The following is a 15519-nucleotide window of genomic DNA, read 5'->3' on the forward strand; positions in this document are numbered from 1 at the left end:
TACGGACGCCGGATACGAATCGTGGCCGAACCGCAGAACGGTTCGGGCACGCGACGACGTTTATATCATCGTTTTTCTTTACATCATCGTTTCAATCCCCGATACATCAGCCGATGTATCGGTACACGACGATCAGTACACACGACGCGGCTGGAAGCCGGCGTCGCGCAGGGCGGCGAGGATCTCGTCGATATGATCGGGGCCGTTGGTCTCCACGGTCACGCCGAGCGCCACGGCGTTCGTGTAGTGGTTCGACGCCTTGAACTGGTCGTGGTCCAGCGCGATGACGTTCGCGCGATGCTCGGCGAGGAGCGTGGCCACCTTCACCAGCTGACCCGGCGTATCGGGCAGGTCGACCTCGAAGTTCATGATGCGGCCGCGGGCGATCATGCCCTTCTGGATGACGGCGCCCATGGTGACGGTGTCGATGTTGCCGCCGGAGACGATCGGCACGACCACATGCGGGCCGGGGGCCGCGGCGAACTTGCGCGAGCGCAGGTTCAGGTGCTCGAGCGCGGCGAGCGAGACGGCGCCGGCGCCCTCCACCACGAGCTTGTGCTTCTCGAGCATGAGCAGGATCATCTCGTTGATGTCACGCTCGGTCACGGTGACGAGGTCGTCGAGGAACTCGTTGAGCAGGGCGAACGTCAGGTCGCCCGGATGCTTCACGGCCACGCCTTCGGCGGAGGTCATCACCTGGTCGGCCTCGACCACGCGGCCGGCGCGGAACGAATTGAGGAACGCGGGGCTGCCCTCGGGGATGGCGCCGATCACGCGCACCTCGGGACGGAACGTCTTGATGGCGAGCGCCACGCCGGCGCCGAGACCGCCGCCGCCGAGCGGCACGACCACGTCGGTCACGTCCGGCACGTCGTCGAGGATCTCCAGGCCGATGGTTCCCTGGCCGCACAGCACCTCGTAGTCGTCGAACGGCGGCACGTAGATCATGCCCTCCTGCTCGCTCAGTTCACGGGCCTTGGCGGCGGCCTCGTCGAACACGTCGCCGTAGAGCACCACGTCGGCGCCGTACGCCTTGGTGGCGTCGACCTTGAGCGGCGGGGTGATCTGCGGCATGCAGATGGTGGCCTTGGCGCCGCGTTCACGGGCGGCGTAGGCGACGCCCTGCGCGTGGTTGCCGGCGGACGCGGTCACGATGCCGCGGGCCAGTTCCTCTTCGGAAAGCGATGCGATCTTGTTGTAGGCGCCACGGATCTTGAACGAGCCGGTGACCTGCAGGTTCTCCGGCTTGAGCAGAATCTTATGGCCGGTCATGGCCGACAGCGCGGGGGATTCGATGATGCGGGTGTGCCGCGCGGTGCCCTTGAGTCGCTTCGCTGCGAGCTTGAGCTCCTCGGCGTGGTCGCGCTGCAGATTCTTGAGTACGTCTTTCTGATCCATGGGGTTCATCTTAGGGCGCCGCATCAACAACGAGAGCGGTTTTCGCGGGGGTCGTCCCGCAATTCGGGCAGCGGGCGCGAAGCCGCGCCGCGTCGACCGCGCACTAATGCAACGAAGGATGCCGCCCCCTGGCGAACTCGTGCAGCGAACGCCAAAGAACGGCAAGAATCAATATGGTCATCGCGATCACTTCACCACGGAATCGGCATCCGATGCGGATTCCCCGGTCACATCGTCGACCGGCATGGTGACGGTGACGTGAATCGTCCGCGGCGAAGAGGCCTGCGAGGAAGCCATGGCTCTCGTCGGTCTCGCAGGCACGGCGGCGAAGAACCTGTCCGCCACGAACCGGAAGATATCGATCCGGCTGACCATCATCTCGTCCATCGCGCTCATCTCCCCTCATATTTGAGTCGCGCAACGTCGGCCAGCGAATCCCCGACCACGAATCACAACAACCACGAATCGAATCGCCAGTTCACGAATATTCACGAATCGTGAATCACAGCCCATCGTCGGATTCATGTCCGCCGTTGTGATTCACAACCTACGAGGGAAAACCACAGTTCCCGTTGCCCCTCGGTTTCGCCGGTGTTACCGATATCGGGCCGTTCAGCGGAGCATTCACCGCTTCCCGGCGAAGAAATCGGCGAGCAGCGCACGGCATTCGGGTTCGCGCACATCGCCCACCACCTCGGGCATCGAACCCACATGCGGGTCGCGCGGCACATCCCACACCGAGCCGCATGCCCCCAGCTTCGCATCCCACGCGCCGAACACCACACGACCCACATGCGCCGTCAGCACCGCGCCGGCACACATCGGGCACGGCTCCAACGTCACCACCAGCGTGCAATCGCTCAGATTCCAACTCCCCCGCGCCAACGCGGCCTCACGCATCGCCTCCACCTCGGCATGCGCCAGTGGATCGCCGCCCTCCTCGCGGCGGTTCCGCCCACGGCCGATGACCGCGCCGGACGCATCCACCACCACGGCGCCCACCGGCACATCGCCGTGTTCGGCCGCCTCGGCCGCCAACGCCAGCGCCTCGTCCATCATCCGCCGATCCCTGATTCGCCGATATTCGCCACACATGCGCCCAACTCTACCCAACACGGCTCACCCGGCCCGCCAGGTCTCCCCCAATCGGCTTCCCGATACGGCGGTTCCGATACGGCGGTTTTACGGTCCGCAAACGGCCCCACCGTCGATTTCAGCCCCAAACCGGCTCCATCACGACGAATATCGGCGGACAAAACCGCAAAACTCGCATCCCGACCGCGCAAGGCAGCGTGTACGCACCATCCCACCCACTAAGCTGAACAGTATGACTATGGAACTGCATGTTGTCTCCCACCCGCTGGTGGATCATAAGCTCACCGTGCTGCGCGACAAGAACACGCCGTCCAGCACCTTCCGCGAACTCGTCACCGAGATCGTCATGCTCGAAGCCTACGAGGCCACGCGTGACATTCTCGTCGAGGACAAGCCCATCGAAACCCCGGTCGCCCCCATGGTCGGCAAGCAGCTCGCCAACCCGCGCCCCATCATCGTCCCGATCCTGCGCGCCGGACTCGGCATGCTCGACGGCATGGCCAAGATGATCCCCACCGCCGAAGTCGGCTTCCTCGGCATGAAGCGCGATGAGGAAACCCTCCAGATCATCACCTACGCCAACCGTCTGCCCGACGACCTCACCGGCCGCCACGTCTTCCTCGTCGACCCCATGCTCGCCACCGGCGGCACCATGATAGACGCCATCCACTACCTCGCCGAGCGCGGCGCCCGCGAAATCACCTGCATCGACGTGCTCGCCGCCCCCGAAGGCCTCAAGCGCCTCGAGCAGGAAGTCGACCCCGCCATCAACTTCAAGGTCGTCGTCGCCGCAGTCGACGATCACCTCAACGACAAGGCGTATATCGTGCCGGGTCTCGGCGACGCCGGCGACCGCCTTTATGGCGTCGTCGATTAATGGAGCGTCTTCCGCGTTGCAGAGGGTTCGACGTACCTTATGTACGCCTTCACCCTCTGCACCTTGAAGACACACACATTAATCGACGTCGCCCCCAGTAGGTGGCACGCCTTCAGCCGGGTGGGTGGCGGCTGCGCCGTCGCAGCGGATTAATGCGTGTGGCCTCTAGGCGCGGACGGTGAAGGCGTACAAGAGTACGTCGAACCTTCCGCAACGACGAGGACGCTCCATTAATCCACTACACTTGGGCCCTATGCGAATCGACATCATCGGCGTGGGCAAGATCAAGGAACGTTATCTGCGCGACGGCATCGCGGAATATGCCAAGCGTCTCGGCCGCTACTGCAAATTCAACATCATCGAGGTGGCCGACGAGAAAACACCCGAACACGCCAGCGACGGCGTCGAACGGCTCATCAAATCCAAGGAAGGCGAACGCATCGCCAGGCACCTGCGCGACGACGCCTACGTCATCGCCCTCGCCATCAACGGCAAACAGCTCTCATCCGAACGGTTCGCAGCACACATCAACGACCTCGGCCTGCATGGCACCAGTCATATCCAGTTCGTCATCGGCGGCTCCATCGGCCTCGACGACGCGATTCTCAAACGCGCGGACTATCTGCTCAGCTTCTCGAAGATGACGTTCCCGCATCAGCTCATGCGCATGGTCCTGGCGGAGCAGATCTACCGCGCCTACAAAATCAACGCCGGCGAACCCTACCACAAGTAGGTTCGCCGGCGACGGACCGGCTACACCCCCGGGACGAAGGCCTCGAAGATCATATAGTCGAAATACTCATCGGAACGTTGGAATTCCAACGAACTACGCACGGTCCACGACACGGTCTTCGCGCCAAGCTTGCGGGCGAAGCGCACCTGCGGCAGGTCGCCGCCGTGCCAGTCGTACGCCACGAAGTCGGGACGCCCAAGCCAGTTGAACGCCAGCAGACCACACAGCCATTCACGCCAGTCGCCCTTGCCGAACGCGACGTTCTCGGCAAGCTGGCCGCGGTTCACCGACGGCCGATGCTTGCGATACCAGTTCACCGCGCCCGGGTGGAACGATTCGACCACGTATGCGCCGGGATACGCCTGCAGCAGTTCGTCGCCCTTCTCCATCAGCTCCTCGGCGGCGTCATCCCAGCCGTAGTCGTCGAACTTGTATTCCACGATCAGCGGCACACGGCCGCCGACGACGTCCAGCACGTCGGAGAACAGCGGCACATGCTGGTAGTAGCCTTCCGGCCGCTCGTCCCACCTGCCGTCGCCGCGCGCCACGGCCGTCGCGTCGCCCGACTTCGCCGGCGCGGGGAACAGCGGGATGTTCTTCAGCTCCTCATACGTCAGGTCCTTGATCCTCCGCGGATCGCCGGCCACACGCTTCAGGTCGGCGTCGTGCACGACCACGACCTGTCCGTCGCGGGTCAACTGCAGATCGAGTTCGATGCCGTAACCGGCCACGCATGCCGCCGCGAACGACGCGAGCGAATTCTCCGGCGCCACCGGCCCCTCGAACGATTCGTCGGCGTACCCGGCCTTGATGGCGCAGCGGCGCGCCAGGTCGACGTAGGCGCAACGCTCGTTCACGGTGCCGACGTCGAGCCCCGAACCGGCGTCGTGCAGACCTCGGTGCGCGTACTTCACATGCGGGATGGCCGGCACCTTGTTCTGCCGGGAGTCGATGAGCGAACGCGGCGCCAGTGCCCACGCGCCGATGCCGGCCGCCACGCCGCCGGTGATCGCCACGCCGGTGATCGCGGTTCCGATTCCACGCCTTCTGACCAGTCGTTTTCCAGCCACTGCGTTCTCCTTTGCACCTCGTGTTTCACGCCTTGTCTTGCGCCATGCGTCGCACTGCCGCAATGCCGTACGCCGATTCGGCACCGACGCCGTCGCCTCACGGCATGCGTCGTAACCCAACCGAACGGTTTTCCCGATACAGTGTGCGGCTAGAACTCAGTCTAGTTCGGATTCCGGTGGTTTCGTCGGCACCGAATCAGACAAAACAGGCGCATATGACGATTGCAGGAATATTGCAGGAATGCCGTTGGGCAAGGGAGGCGTTGATGCTCAGCACATTGGATATGTTCTCCGTCGGTATCGGACCGTCGTCGTCGCATACCGTCGGCCCGATGCGGGCCGCCTGCGCCTTCGTCTCGTCGCTCGTCGAGCGCGACCTGCTGGCGAAAACCGCCCGCGTGCATGTGACGCTGTACGGCTCGCTCGCGCAGACCGGCCTTGGGCACGGCACCGACCGCGCCGCCCTCGCCGGTCTCGAGGGCAAGCAGCCCGAGACCGTCGACCCCGACGACGTGCTCCACGATCTGGACCGCTGCTCGGATTCCGGCCGTTTGCTGCTCGCCGGCACGAAGGAGATTCCGTTCGACCGTTCCGACATCGAATTCGACACCTGGCATGCGCCGCGCCTGCATCCGAACCGCATGCTGTTCCGCGCGCTCGACGCCGACGGCCATCTGATCGTCGAGGACGTCATCTATTCGATCGGCGGCGGATTCATCGCCTATGAGGACGAGCTGCAGAGCAAGGTCCGGGGCAAGGGACGCGGCGGCAGCGGCAATGCCGGAGCCGGGCACAACGACGACAACGCCGATGACAACGGCGTGACCGTGCCGTTCCCCTTCTCCTCCGCCGCCGAGCTCATCGCCATCTGCGAGCGCGAACGGCTGTCGATCGCCGACGTGGTGTGGCGCAACGAGGCCGCGTTCCGCCCGGAGGAGGAGACACGCGTGAGGCTGTATTCCGTGTGGAAGACGATGCGCGACTGCGTGCGCAACGGCTGCACGAGCACGGAGCGCACGCTGCCGGGCGGGCTGCATGTGCCGCGGCGCGCGGCGACGGTGTATCAGCGGCTGAAGCCGCGCAGCGCCGATATCTTCGACGGCCACACCGACCGCAATATGCTGCTGTCGCGCGCGTCGGACGCCGAATGGGTCGATCTGTTCGCGTTGGCCGTGAGCGAGGAGAACGCCGGCGGCGGCCGTATCGTCACGGCGCCGACGAATGGGTCGGCGGGCATCATTCCGGCGGTGCTGCATTATTACTGGTGGCTGGTCGACGGCGCGAATCCCACGGGGGTCGTCGATTTCCTGCTTACGGCGGCCGCGGTCGGGTATCTGTTCAAGCGCAATGCGTCGATTTCCGGCGCCGAGGTGGGGTGCCAGGGCGAGGTGGGGTCGGCCTGTTCGATGGCGGCGGCCGGATTGTGCGCCGTATTGGGCGGCACGCCGAAGCAGGTGGAGAACGCGGCCGAGATCGGCATCGAACATAACCTCGGCCTGACGTGCGACCCCATCGGCGGCCTGGTGCAGATTCCGTGCATCGAACGCAATGCGATGGCGAGCAACACGGCCATCAATGCGGCCCGTATGGCGTTGCTGGGCAACGGCTCGCATATCGTGTCGCTGGATTCCGCGATTCGTACGATGAAGGAGACCGGCCTCGATATGAAGAGCAAGTACAAGGAGACGTCGCGCGGCGGCCTTGCCGTCAACGTCACCGAATGCTGAATGTCATACGGCCGGGTCGCGAAAACCATTTTCCGTCAGAGGGGCATCACGGCCCCGGCACACCGCACGCGTCGTCGCCGCACGGACACCCCCTCCCTCGTCGATTTCCGCCCACGCCGGCGGAAAACAAGGGAAAATCAAGGAAAAGCTGTAAGGAACGGACACCGCCGAAGAGAAAACAACCCCTTTCGTTTACAATGACGATGAACGAAACTTGAGAAAGCATGGGAATGACTGCAGTAGAACCACCTCATTCTGGCACGCGCAAGACCACTTTGGCCGAAGTTGCGGCTGCGGCCGGGGTTTCGCTGGCCACGGCCTCGAAGGCTCTGAACAATCAGCCGCGCGTAAGCGATGCCACACGACGACGGGTTCAGGAAGCTGCGGAAAAGCTGTCATACATTCCCAATGCGCAGGCGCAGTCGTTGATTTCCGGACGTACGAATTCGATTGGCGTCATCACATCCGATCTGACCGGCCGCTTCTGCACGCCGATCCTGCTGGGCGCCGAGGACGAGTTCGGCGTCACCTCGAACACGGTGCTGCTGTGCAATGCGCGCGGCGATGCGCTGCTCGAACGCAATCATCTGTCGTTCCTGCTGTCCCGCAACGTCGATGGCCTGCTGATCGTGGGCGACGAAACCGACCCGCGTCCGCATCTCGACGTGCCGGACAACGTGCCGGTGGTCTACGTGTACGCGCCGTCGGACAACGCGGACGATTGCTCCGTCGTATGCGACAACGTCGAGGCCGGCGAGATGGCGGTGAATCATCTGCTGTCGTGCGGCAAGCGCAAGATCGCCATCATCGGCGGCAGCGATACGACGCCGAACGCGCATAATCTGCTGCTGGGATCGCCGAGTTCGGCGCAGGCCCGTCTCAACGGCTCGCTGAAGGCGTTGCATGAGGCCGGATTGGAGCCGGCGGGCCCGGTTCGTTTCTCGCAGTGGACGGAATCGTGGGGTCGCGCGGCCACACGACTGCTGCTGGACCAGAACGTGGATTTCGACGCCGTGGTCTGCCAGTGCGACGGCATCGCCCGCGGCTGCATGGACGTGCTCAAGGAACGCGGCATCAGCATCCCCTCGCAGGTGGCGGTCATCGGCCACGACAACCGCGATATGCTGGCGCCGGACGCCGACCCGCCGCTCACGAGCATCGACAACTGCCCGGAGGAACTGGGGCATGTGGCGGCGCGTGCGCTGATCGACGCCATCAACGGGCGGCCCCATCACGGCGTGGAAAGCATTTCGTGCCGTCTGGTCCAGCGCGAATCCACCCTGCCGATGTAAAAATCACGCTCCAACCGCATTCGGGTTAGAGAAGCAGAGGGCCGGATATATGATTGCCGACCGTAAGCTTGGGAGGCGAAGCCTCCCGGCCGAACGGCCTTGAGTGTGTCGGTAATCATATATCCGGCCCGACCTATCCGACGAAAATCAGATGGTCCTCTGCCATACGCGCATCTGGCCCTCGCCGCGGTTGGCCCATGCGTAGTACGGGATGAACTTCACCGTCGCGGCCTCGGTCTTCTGGGAGCCGGCGGGCAGGTAGAGGTCGTCGGATTCGTCCTGGATCTCGCGCACGCCCTGTTCGGTGATGGTGCCGACGCCACCGAGGAGTTCGGGCTTGAATTCGTAGGTGCCGGAGCCGGGCTTGATGGCGTAGAGCCACAGGTCGCCGTCGTTGTCGGCGGATTCGGCGGTGTAGACGAGCGGGCCGCGGGTGACGGCCACGCGGCCGGCATCCTCTGCCACGCGGGTGTTGGCACGCAGCTCCTTGACGGTCATGTCGAGATCGAGGGCGATGTCGGTCTTCTCGCTGGCGATGGGCAAGTACACGAAGCCGTCTTCGGGCTCCACGCTGGTCTCCTCGCCGTTGACCGCGAGCGTGAATGCGCCCTTGGACCATGCGGGGATGCGGATGCCGAAGCGGAATTCGGCGCCTTCGGGGTTGTCGATGGTGAATTCGACGTGGCCCTCCCACGGGAAGTTGCTGCGCTGCTCGATCACCACGCCGCCCTGGAACGTGGCCTTGTTGGCGATGAACTGGTCGGCGAGGATGGTGCCGTCGTCCTGCACCGCGTAGATGTAGCGATCCACGGAGGCGATGAGTCGCGAGAGGTTGGCCGGGCAGCAGGCGCAGGCGAACCAGCCGGCGCGTTCGGCGAGCACGTGGCGGAAGTCGGGGTTGCCCTTGAGCTTGCGCGGGTCCACCTCGAGCGGGTTGACGTAGTAGAAGTGGCGGCCGTCGAGCGCCATGCCGGCGATGGAGCCGTTAAACAGCTCCTTTTCGAGCACGTCGCCATATTCGCCCTTGGGCTCGAGCTCGAGCATGCGGCGGGCGAAGAAGCTCATGCCCACGGAGGCGCAGGTCTCGCCATATTCGGCGTCGTTCGGCAGGTCGTAGTCGTAGGTGAACGACTCGCCTTCCTTGGTGGTGCCGATCTGGCCGGTGACGAACATGCGCTTGTGCACGACGCTCTCCCAGAACGTGTGGCAGGCCTTGAGCAGGCTGTCGTCGCCGGTGAGGCGGGCGATGTGCGCCATGCCGGTGCACAGGTACATCACGCGCACGGCGTGGCCCTCGGCGTCCTGCTGCTTGGTCACGGGCTCGGCGGCCTGGTAGTAGGTGCGGGGCAGGTACTTGATCTGTTCGAAGAAGTCGCGGTCCCAGCCGTCGGCCTTGTTCTGCTTGTCGTAGAACTCCGGGTCCTTGCCGCGCACATGGAGGAACCAGCGGCCGAGTTCGGCGTACTTGCTTTCGCCGGTGACCTCGGCGAGGCGGGCGAGCGCGAGCTCGATCTCGGGGTGGCCGTCGGCTCCGTGCACCTTGCCGGCCTCGTCGCCGAAGTGCTCGCCGATGCAGGCGGCGATCTTCCTGGCGATGTCGAGGGCCTTTTCGTTGCCGGTGGCCTCGTAGTAGGCGACGCCGGCCTCGATGTAGTGGCCCATGGTGTAGAGCTCGTGGGACTGCTGGATGCGGGCGAACTTGCGGTCGGGCCACTTGATCTGGAAGAAGGTGTCGATGTAGCCGTCGGGCTGCTGGGCGGCGGCGATGAGATCCACCACGCCGTCGGCGATCTCCTTGAGGTCGGCGTCGTCGTGGTCCTGCAGCGCGTAGGCGGCGGATTCGAGCCACTTGTAGACGTCGGAATCCTGGAACGGCATGCCGTGGAACTTGCCTTCGGCCTGGTCGGCGGCGATCCTGAGGTTTTCGACGGCGTAGCTGAGGGTGTCGCCGGTGGTGGGGTTGCCGCCGGGGTCGAGCGGGAGGTCGACCTCGATCTGGTTGGTGATGACCTGCCACTGGTAGGGCAGGACCTTCTTGGCGACGAGGTCGCGGTAGTTCTTCCAGAATGCGGAGGTGACCTCGACCTTGGGTGCTGAATACGTCATGGATGTTCCTTAAATATCTGCCTTACTTGGCGGCGGCTTCGGCCTTGGCGTGACGCTCGGCGAGCTCGGCCTTGATCTGCGGCTCCATCTTCTCGAACTTGCGGTAGAAGCACATGATCACGCCGACGATGATGTACACGATCACCGGCAGCCAGATGAAGCAGAAGCTGATGGCGGACTGCGCACTGGCGGACTGCACTTCGAGATTGGCGTCGTAGCCGGCGGCGCCCATGATCTCGAGCGGGAGGAAGGCGCCGAAGCCGGAGCCGACCTGGATGCAGAAGGCGGAGCCGACGGCGGTCAGGAAGCCTGCGGCGTGGACGCCGGTCTTCCATTCGCCGTAGTCGACGGTGTCGGCGAGCATGCCGAACGGCATGCCGATGGCGATGGCGGCGCCGAGCACGCCGACGGTCCAGAAGATGACCAGCAGCGGCACGTTGTGGCCGGCGAGCGGCATGAGGGCCTGGCCGAGTCCGCCGATGATGAGGCCGATCTGCATGGTGAGGGTCTTGTTCTTCAGCTTGTTGGCGAGGATCGGCATGGCGATGGTGCCGACGAGGCCGAGCACCTGCACGCCGTTGAAGATGGAGGTCAGGTCGCGGTTGTTGAGCACGTACTGGGCGTAGTAGGTGGAGACGCCGTTACGGGTGGACTGGGCGACCCAGTAGATGACGAAGGCGACGACGAGGATGATCCACGGCCAGTTGCCCTTGGCGGCCTTGAGGGAGTCCTTGAGCGGAATCGGCTTGTTGAGTTCCGGACGGTAGTTGTGCTCGGTGAGGTTCTTGAAGGAGAAGAGCAGCAGGATGATGGCGACGATGCCCCAGATCGCGGTGACGATCATGAAGCCGGTCTTGTCGCCGCCGAACTTCACGCCGAAGAAGCCGACAAGCGGGATGGTGAAGGACGAGGTGATGAAGGAGCCGATCTGACCACCGGCCATACGGAAGGAGTTGGCGTTGTTGCGCTCAACCGGGTCGTCGGTGAGGTTCGGCAGGATGGCGGTGATGGGCGTCTGGATGCCGGTGTACACGGCGCCGGCGGCGAGGATGTACGTGATCAGCGCGTACCAGAACTTCGGGGCGCCTTCCGGCAGGCTCGGGGCGGTGAAGGCGATGAACACGGTGACGGCGAACGGAATGCACAGCCACAGGAACCACGGACGGCTCTGGCCCCACTTGGTGTTGGTGTGGTCCACGATCGATCCCCAGACGACCGCGGAGATGGCGTCGGCGAAGCGCGCCACCAGCAGGATGGTGCCCGCACCCAGGGCGCCTGCGGCCGGGATGTGGAACACGTTGGTGTAGAAGTACATGATGTACGACGAGATCGTCACGTACAGCAGGTTGCCTGCCATATCAGTGAAGGAGTATGCGATTTTCTCCCTCACAGAAAGTTTCACTGAGGAGCTAACGTTGCTGCTCATAGTTTTCTCGCTTTCGTTGCGAACGTTTGTCGAAAATCATATTAATTATTTTCGCGTTTGCGAAAAGCCTTTTCCTTTTGCTATCATGACAAAGTCTTTTGAGATATGACACTGCCCGACGCCGCGCATCACGCCTTATGATAGACCGCGCATGCACCGGCGGACAACGCGGAAACCGCCGGAACCTTGCCGCTCAGGTGCGCAACCGCGTGCGCAACGGTGGATTCGACGGAATCATCCGACGATGCGGCACCGACCGGCGGCAGCGTCATCTCCGGCAGCGACCCGACCGTTCGAAGGAGCACCTATGAACAGCGAATTCATATCGATATCGTGCATTCCGTCGCCGACCTTCATCGAAGGCGACTACGCGGTGTTCCAGCCGGGCGACCGGCACCCCGACCGCAGCACGCTGCCGTATTTCATCTTCATCGTCGTCACGCATGGCCGGCTGTTCATCGCCGAGGACGGCAACAACATGACCGTCGACGCCGGCGAAAGCGTCGTTCTGCTGCCGAATCATCATCATTATTCATGGAAGTCGACCGCGGAGACCACGGAATACTACTGGCTGCACTTCGCCGCCACCAGCGCATGGGACGTCGGGCCGCAACCGACGCCCATGCGCTCGTCGATCGACGTGCCGATCCTGCATTATCACACGCCGCAGCCGACGATGTATCTGCTCAGACAGCGGCGAATCGAGGAACCGCAGCCGTTGTATTCGCTGTTCAACCGCCTGTTCTCCGCCAGCACGAGCGCGATGCGGAACAATTTCTGGCCGACGCAGCAGCTGTTTCTCGACGTATTGCAGACCGTGCAGATCATGGGCGAGGAGGAGTCGACCACGTTCCAGCTGGCCGAAAAGGTACGTCGCCATCTCGATGACCATTTCAGCGAGAACGTGACCTCGGCCACGCTTTCCGAGGCGTTCCATCTGCACTCGAGCTACATCATCCGGTCGTTCAAGGCCGCGATGGGCATGACGCCGAACGAATACCTCATCGCCTACCGCATGGAGCACGCGTACAAGGCGCTGTCGAACACCGACATCCCCGTGCAACGCGTGGCCGAAATGATCGGCTATCCGAACGCCAGCTACTTCTCCACGCTGTTCCGCAAGCACTACGGCATGCCACCCAGCACGGTGCGGTCGCTCAACCTCGTCCACACCGGCGCCCAGCCGCACCCGGTGGACGTCTGATCACGTCGCGCCCTGCCGCACAATGAAAAAACGCCGGTCGTCGCGGAACGACCGGCGTTGAGAACCACGCGAAAACGCGCGCGGACAAGCAGATAGGAGCGTATGCCGATAATCGGCGGCGGATCATCGTGCGGTGATCTGCAGGATGGTGCGTCGGTACGGCGACGGCTCGCGCACGCGGCGCACGCGCTGCACCTCGATGACCTCGCCGTCGGCACCCGCCTCGAACACGACGTTGCCCTCCATACGGCGACGCAGCTGGCGGTTCTGCCGTTTGAGCTGGCGGTTCTCCTCCATCAGCTGGAGAATCCTCGTGATGCCGGCGAGATTGATGGACTCCTCCTGGCTCATGCGCTGAGCCTGGGAAAGCCTGTCGATGTCACGCAGCGAATAACGTCGGGCCCCGCCCGGCGTACGCTGCGGCACGATCAGCCCAAGACGGTCGTACTGCCGCAGCGTCTGCGGATGGATGTCGGCCAGTTCGCCGGCCTGTCCGACGCTGAAGATCGGAAAATCGACGTTCAGACCGAGCTCCTCGGCGGCGTCAAGACTGACGCGCTCGGCCACGAGGGCCTGGGCGCACATCGTGTACGCCTTGCGAAGCTTCGGTGCGATCCTTGCCATAATCGATCACCGCGTCTTATTCGCCAAGACGTTCGGACGCGACGCGATCGGCGAAATCGCTGCTGGCGGCGTCGAATTCCTTCAGCGTCTTCTTCTGCTTGAAGCCCAGGCCCTCGGGCACCTGAATCATCACGCGGCCGACCAGGTCGCCGTTGCCGCGCGGGCTGGCCACGCCCTTGCCCTTGAGACGGACCTCGGCGCCGCTGGACGAACCGGCGGGCACCTTGAACGTGACGACGTTGCCGTCGATGTCCTTGGCGGAGACCTTGCCGCCCAGCGCCGCCTCGGCGACGGTGACGGGCAGGTCCATGACGATGTCGCGGCCCGACATGCTGAACTTCGGGTCGGACTTCACATGCACGGCCAGGTACAGGTCGCCATGCGCGCCGCCATACTGGCCCGCGTGGCCCTTGCCGGCCAGACGAATCTTCTGGCCGTCCTTCACGCCGGCGGGGATATGCGTCTTGAACTTGCCGCCATCCACGCTCAGCGAGACCGTGGCGCCCTTGACCGCCTGACGCAGCGTCAGGTTAATCTTGGAGTTGCGGTCCTTGCCACGCACCGGCTCCTGCGGTTCGCGATAGCTGCTGCGGCCGCCGCCGAATCCGGCGCCCGGACCGCCCGCGCCGGCCGCGCCGCCGAACGCCTGGAAGATGTCGTTGAGATCGGGGCCGCCCTGGCCGCCCGTGGAGAAGCGGATGCGCGAGGAGCCCTGCGGGCCGCCCGCACCGCCGCCGAACATCGAACCGAAGATGTCGGAGAAGCCGCTGGCGTCGAAGCCGCCCTGGCCGGAGCCGCCGGCGAAGCGCGCGCCGCCCATGCCGAACTGGCGGATGGCGTCGTACTTCTGACGCTGCTCCTTGTTGTTCAGCACATCGTAGGCCTCGGAGATGTCCTTGAACTTCTCCTCGGCCTCCTTGGTCTTGTTGAGATCGGGATGGTACTTGCGGGCCAGCTTGCGGTAGGCCTTGGTGATCTCCTCTTCGGAAGCGTCCTTGGAGACACCGAGGACCTTATAGAAATCCTTGTTCAGCCATTCATTCTCAGCCATCTCCATGTCTCCTTTCTAAAAGAATCTGATGTATTGATATTTCGTTTCCAATGCTGTGGTCGAGGGAGGGCGGCATACATTGCGCGATACACTCAAGGCCGTTCGGCCCCGCGTCCGGACAAGCCGGCCGCTAGCCTACGATCGCGCAACGTACGCCGCCCTCCCTCTTAGGTACAGCCGCATTCACTGCAATGTTCCTTTGCCGGCAATCCACATTGATCAGGACCGCCGGCAAAGGATTTTTATAACGCCTCTTGGGAGGGAGGGTCAGTTCTGCGGGGAGGCGACGACGACGCGGGCGGCGCGGATCACGCGGTCGCCGATGCGGTAGCCGGCCTCGACCACGGTGTCCACGGTCTCCTTCTCGGCGTCCGGATCCGGCTTGTGCAGGATGGCGTCGTGCTTCGTCGGGTCGAAGTCCTCGCCCTTCTCGCCGAACTTCTCCACGCCGAACTTCTCGAAGGCCTTGTCGATCTTCGCGGCCACGGCCTTGAAGGAGTCGTCCATCTCGCTGTGCTCGCGGATGCGGTCGATGTCGTCGAGCGCGGGCAGCAGCGCGGTCAGCACGTCGATGATGCCGTGCTGGCGGAAGACGTCCTTCTCCTTGGCGCTGCGGTTGCGGAAGTTGATGAACTCCGCGCGTTCGCGCTGCAGGGCCTCGAGGTAGTCGGCGGCCTCCTTCTTGGCCTTGCCAAGCGGGGTGAGCTCGTCGGCGTCGTCGGCCTTGGCATCGCCGGAGCCGGCCTTGGCGTCAGCGGCGTCAGCGCCCTTGGCGTCGGCGTCGGCCTTGTCATCCTTGCTGGCGGGGGCTTCCGAGGAGGAAGCGGCGGCAGAGCCGGCGGATGCCGGGTCGTTCTTCAGCGACTCGGCATCCTCCATGTCGTTCAGGTAATCGTCCTTGTTGAACTCAGACATG

General features: G+C 64.0%; 13 protein-coding genes. 5 read left to right on the top strand and 8 right to left on the bottom strand.

The genetic code is table 11. The features are described from left to right. Positions 1-132: 132 nt before the first annotated feature. Positions 133-1398 (bottom strand): threonine ammonia-lyase, encoded by a 1266-nt coding sequence (gene ilvA, locus GFD18_RS07805; protein WP_163200523.1) that lies wholly within the window; start codon positions 1396-1398, stop codon positions 133-135. A gap of 624 nt (positions 1399-2022) precedes the next feature. Then, positions 2023-2454 (bottom strand): nucleoside deaminase, encoded by a 432-nt coding sequence (locus GFD18_RS07810; RefSeq protein WP_163200597.1) that lies wholly within the window; start codon positions 2452-2454, stop codon positions 2023-2025. 277 nt (positions 2455-2731) lie between these two features. Between GFD18_RS07810 and upp the strand changes: the two genes are divergently transcribed. Then, the gene (gene upp / locus GFD18_RS07815) at positions 2732-3370 is read left to right on the top strand and encodes a uracil phosphoribosyltransferase (RefSeq protein WP_100511686.1); all 639 of its coding nucleotides are present in this window, start codon (positions 2732-2734) and stop codon (positions 3368-3370) included. A gap of 253 nt (positions 3371-3623) precedes the next feature. Further along, a complete protein-coding gene (gene rlmH, locus GFD18_RS07820; RefSeq protein ID WP_163200522.1) occupies positions 3624-4103 on the top strand; it encodes a 23S rRNA (pseudouridine(1915)-N(3))-methyltransferase RlmH in 480 nt (159 codons plus the stop codon). A gap of 20 nt (positions 4104-4123) precedes the next feature. On the opposite strand, the gene GFD18_RS07825 is transcribed toward rlmH, so the two are convergent. Beyond that, entirely contained in the window at positions 4124-5140 is a 1017-nt protein-coding gene (locus GFD18_RS07825) for a glycerophosphodiester phosphodiesterase family protein (RefSeq protein WP_163200596.1), read from the bottom strand. Positions 5141-5439: 299 nt separating this feature from the next. Here GFD18_RS07825 and GFD18_RS07830 point away from each other — a divergent pair, with 299 nt between their 5' ends. Together GFD18_RS07830 and GFD18_RS07835 are read left to right on the top strand one after the other, a co-directional pair. Next, complete coding sequence (locus tag GFD18_RS07830) at positions 5440-6900, top strand: L-serine ammonia-lyase (RefSeq protein ID WP_163200521.1); 1461 nt, start codon at positions 5440-5442, stop codon at positions 6898-6900. A gap of 230 nt (positions 6901-7130) precedes the next feature. Continuing rightward, entirely contained in the window at positions 7131-8192 is a 1062-nt protein-coding gene (locus tag GFD18_RS07835) for a LacI family DNA-binding transcriptional regulator (protein WP_100511690.1), read from the top strand. Positions 8193-8339: 147 nt separating this feature from the next. On the opposite strand, the gene GFD18_RS07840 is transcribed toward GFD18_RS07835, so the two are convergent. Both GFD18_RS07840 and GFD18_RS07845 read right to left on the bottom strand, forming a co-directional pair. Next, on the bottom strand, positions 8340-10298 hold the full coding sequence (locus tag GFD18_RS07840) for a glycoside hydrolase family 127 protein (RefSeq protein WP_163200520.1): 1959 nt from the start codon (positions 10296-10298) through the stop codon (positions 8340-8342). Positions 10299-10320: 22 nt separating this feature from the next. Beyond that, positions 10321-11688 (bottom strand): MFS transporter, encoded by a 1368-nt coding sequence (locus tag GFD18_RS07845; protein ID WP_318644521.1) that lies wholly within the window; start codon positions 11686-11688, stop codon positions 10321-10323. 343 nt (positions 11689-12031) lie between these two features. On the opposite strand from GFD18_RS07845, the gene GFD18_RS07850 reads away from it, so the two are divergent. Further along, the gene (locus tag GFD18_RS07850) at positions 12032-12928 is read left to right on the top strand and encodes a helix-turn-helix transcriptional regulator (RefSeq protein WP_163200518.1); all 897 of its coding nucleotides are present in this window, start codon (positions 12032-12034) and stop codon (positions 12926-12928) included. A 123-nt stretch (positions 12929-13051) separates the two neighbouring features. On the opposite strand, the gene GFD18_RS07855 is transcribed toward GFD18_RS07850, so the two are convergent. The 3 genes from GFD18_RS07855 to grpE form a co-directional block, all read right to left on the bottom strand. Then, on the bottom strand, positions 13052-13552 hold the full coding sequence (locus GFD18_RS07855) for a heat shock protein transcriptional repressor HspR (RefSeq protein ID WP_100511694.1): 501 nt from the start codon (positions 13550-13552) through the stop codon (positions 13052-13054). A 16-nt stretch (positions 13553-13568) separates the two neighbouring features. Beyond that, complete coding sequence (locus tag GFD18_RS07860; RefSeq protein ID WP_100511747.1) at positions 13569-14603, bottom strand: DnaJ C-terminal domain-containing protein; 1035 nt, start codon at positions 14601-14603, stop codon at positions 13569-13571. Between the two features lie 267 nt (positions 14604-14870). After that, positions 14871-15518 (bottom strand): nucleotide exchange factor GrpE, encoded by a 648-nt coding sequence (gene grpE, locus GFD18_RS07865; RefSeq protein WP_163200517.1) that lies wholly within the window; start codon positions 15516-15518, stop codon positions 14871-14873. Position 15519: the final 1 nt, after the last annotated feature.

Origin of the sequence: Bifidobacterium saimiriisciurei (assembly GCF_010667655.1) — a bacterium.
In the GTDB taxonomy this organism is placed as follows: domain Bacteria; phylum Actinomycetota; class Actinomycetes; order Actinomycetales; family Bifidobacteriaceae; genus Galliscardovia; species Galliscardovia saimiriisciurei.

Excerpts from the sequence above, each read along its gene's own strand:
- GFD18_RS07830 (WP_163200521.1), top strand. The coding sequence starts at position 5,440 with ATGCTCAGCACATTGGATATGTTCTCCGTCGGTATCGGACCGTCGTCG.
- rlmH (WP_163200522.1), top strand. The coding sequence starts at position 3,624 with ATGCGAATCGACATCATCGGCGTGGGCAAGATCAAGGAACGTTATCTG.
- GFD18_RS07835 (WP_100511690.1), top strand. The coding sequence starts at position 7,131 with ATGACTGCAGTAGAACCACCTCATTCTGGCACGCGCAAGACCACTTTG.
- GFD18_RS07860 (WP_100511747.1), bottom strand. The coding sequence starts at position 14,603 with ATGGCTGAGAATGAATGGCTGAACAAGGATTTCTATAAGGTCCTCGGT.
- GFD18_RS07855 (WP_100511694.1), bottom strand. The coding sequence starts at position 13,552 with ATGGCAAGGATCGCACCGAAGCTTCGCAAGGCGTACACGATGTGCGCC.
- GFD18_RS07840 (WP_163200520.1), bottom strand. The coding sequence starts at position 10,298 with ATGACGTATTCAGCACCCAAGGTCGAGGTCACCTCCGCATTCTGGAAG.
- upp (WP_100511686.1), top strand. The coding sequence starts at position 2,732 with ATGGAACTGCATGTTGTCTCCCACCCGCTGGTGGATCATAAGCTCACC.
- ilvA (WP_163200523.1), bottom strand. The coding sequence starts at position 1,398 with ATGGATCAGAAAGACGTACTCAAGAATCTGCAGCGCGACCACGCCGAG.
- grpE (WP_163200517.1), bottom strand. The coding sequence starts at position 15,518 with ATGTCTGAGTTCAACAAGGACGATTACCTGAACGACATGGAGGATGCC.
- GFD18_RS07810 (WP_163200597.1), bottom strand. The coding sequence starts at position 2,454 with ATGGACGAGGCGCTGGCGTTGGCGGCCGAGGCGGCCGAACACGGCGAT.
- GFD18_RS07850 (WP_163200518.1), top strand. The coding sequence starts at position 12,032 with ATGAACAGCGAATTCATATCGATATCGTGCATTCCGTCGCCGACCTTC.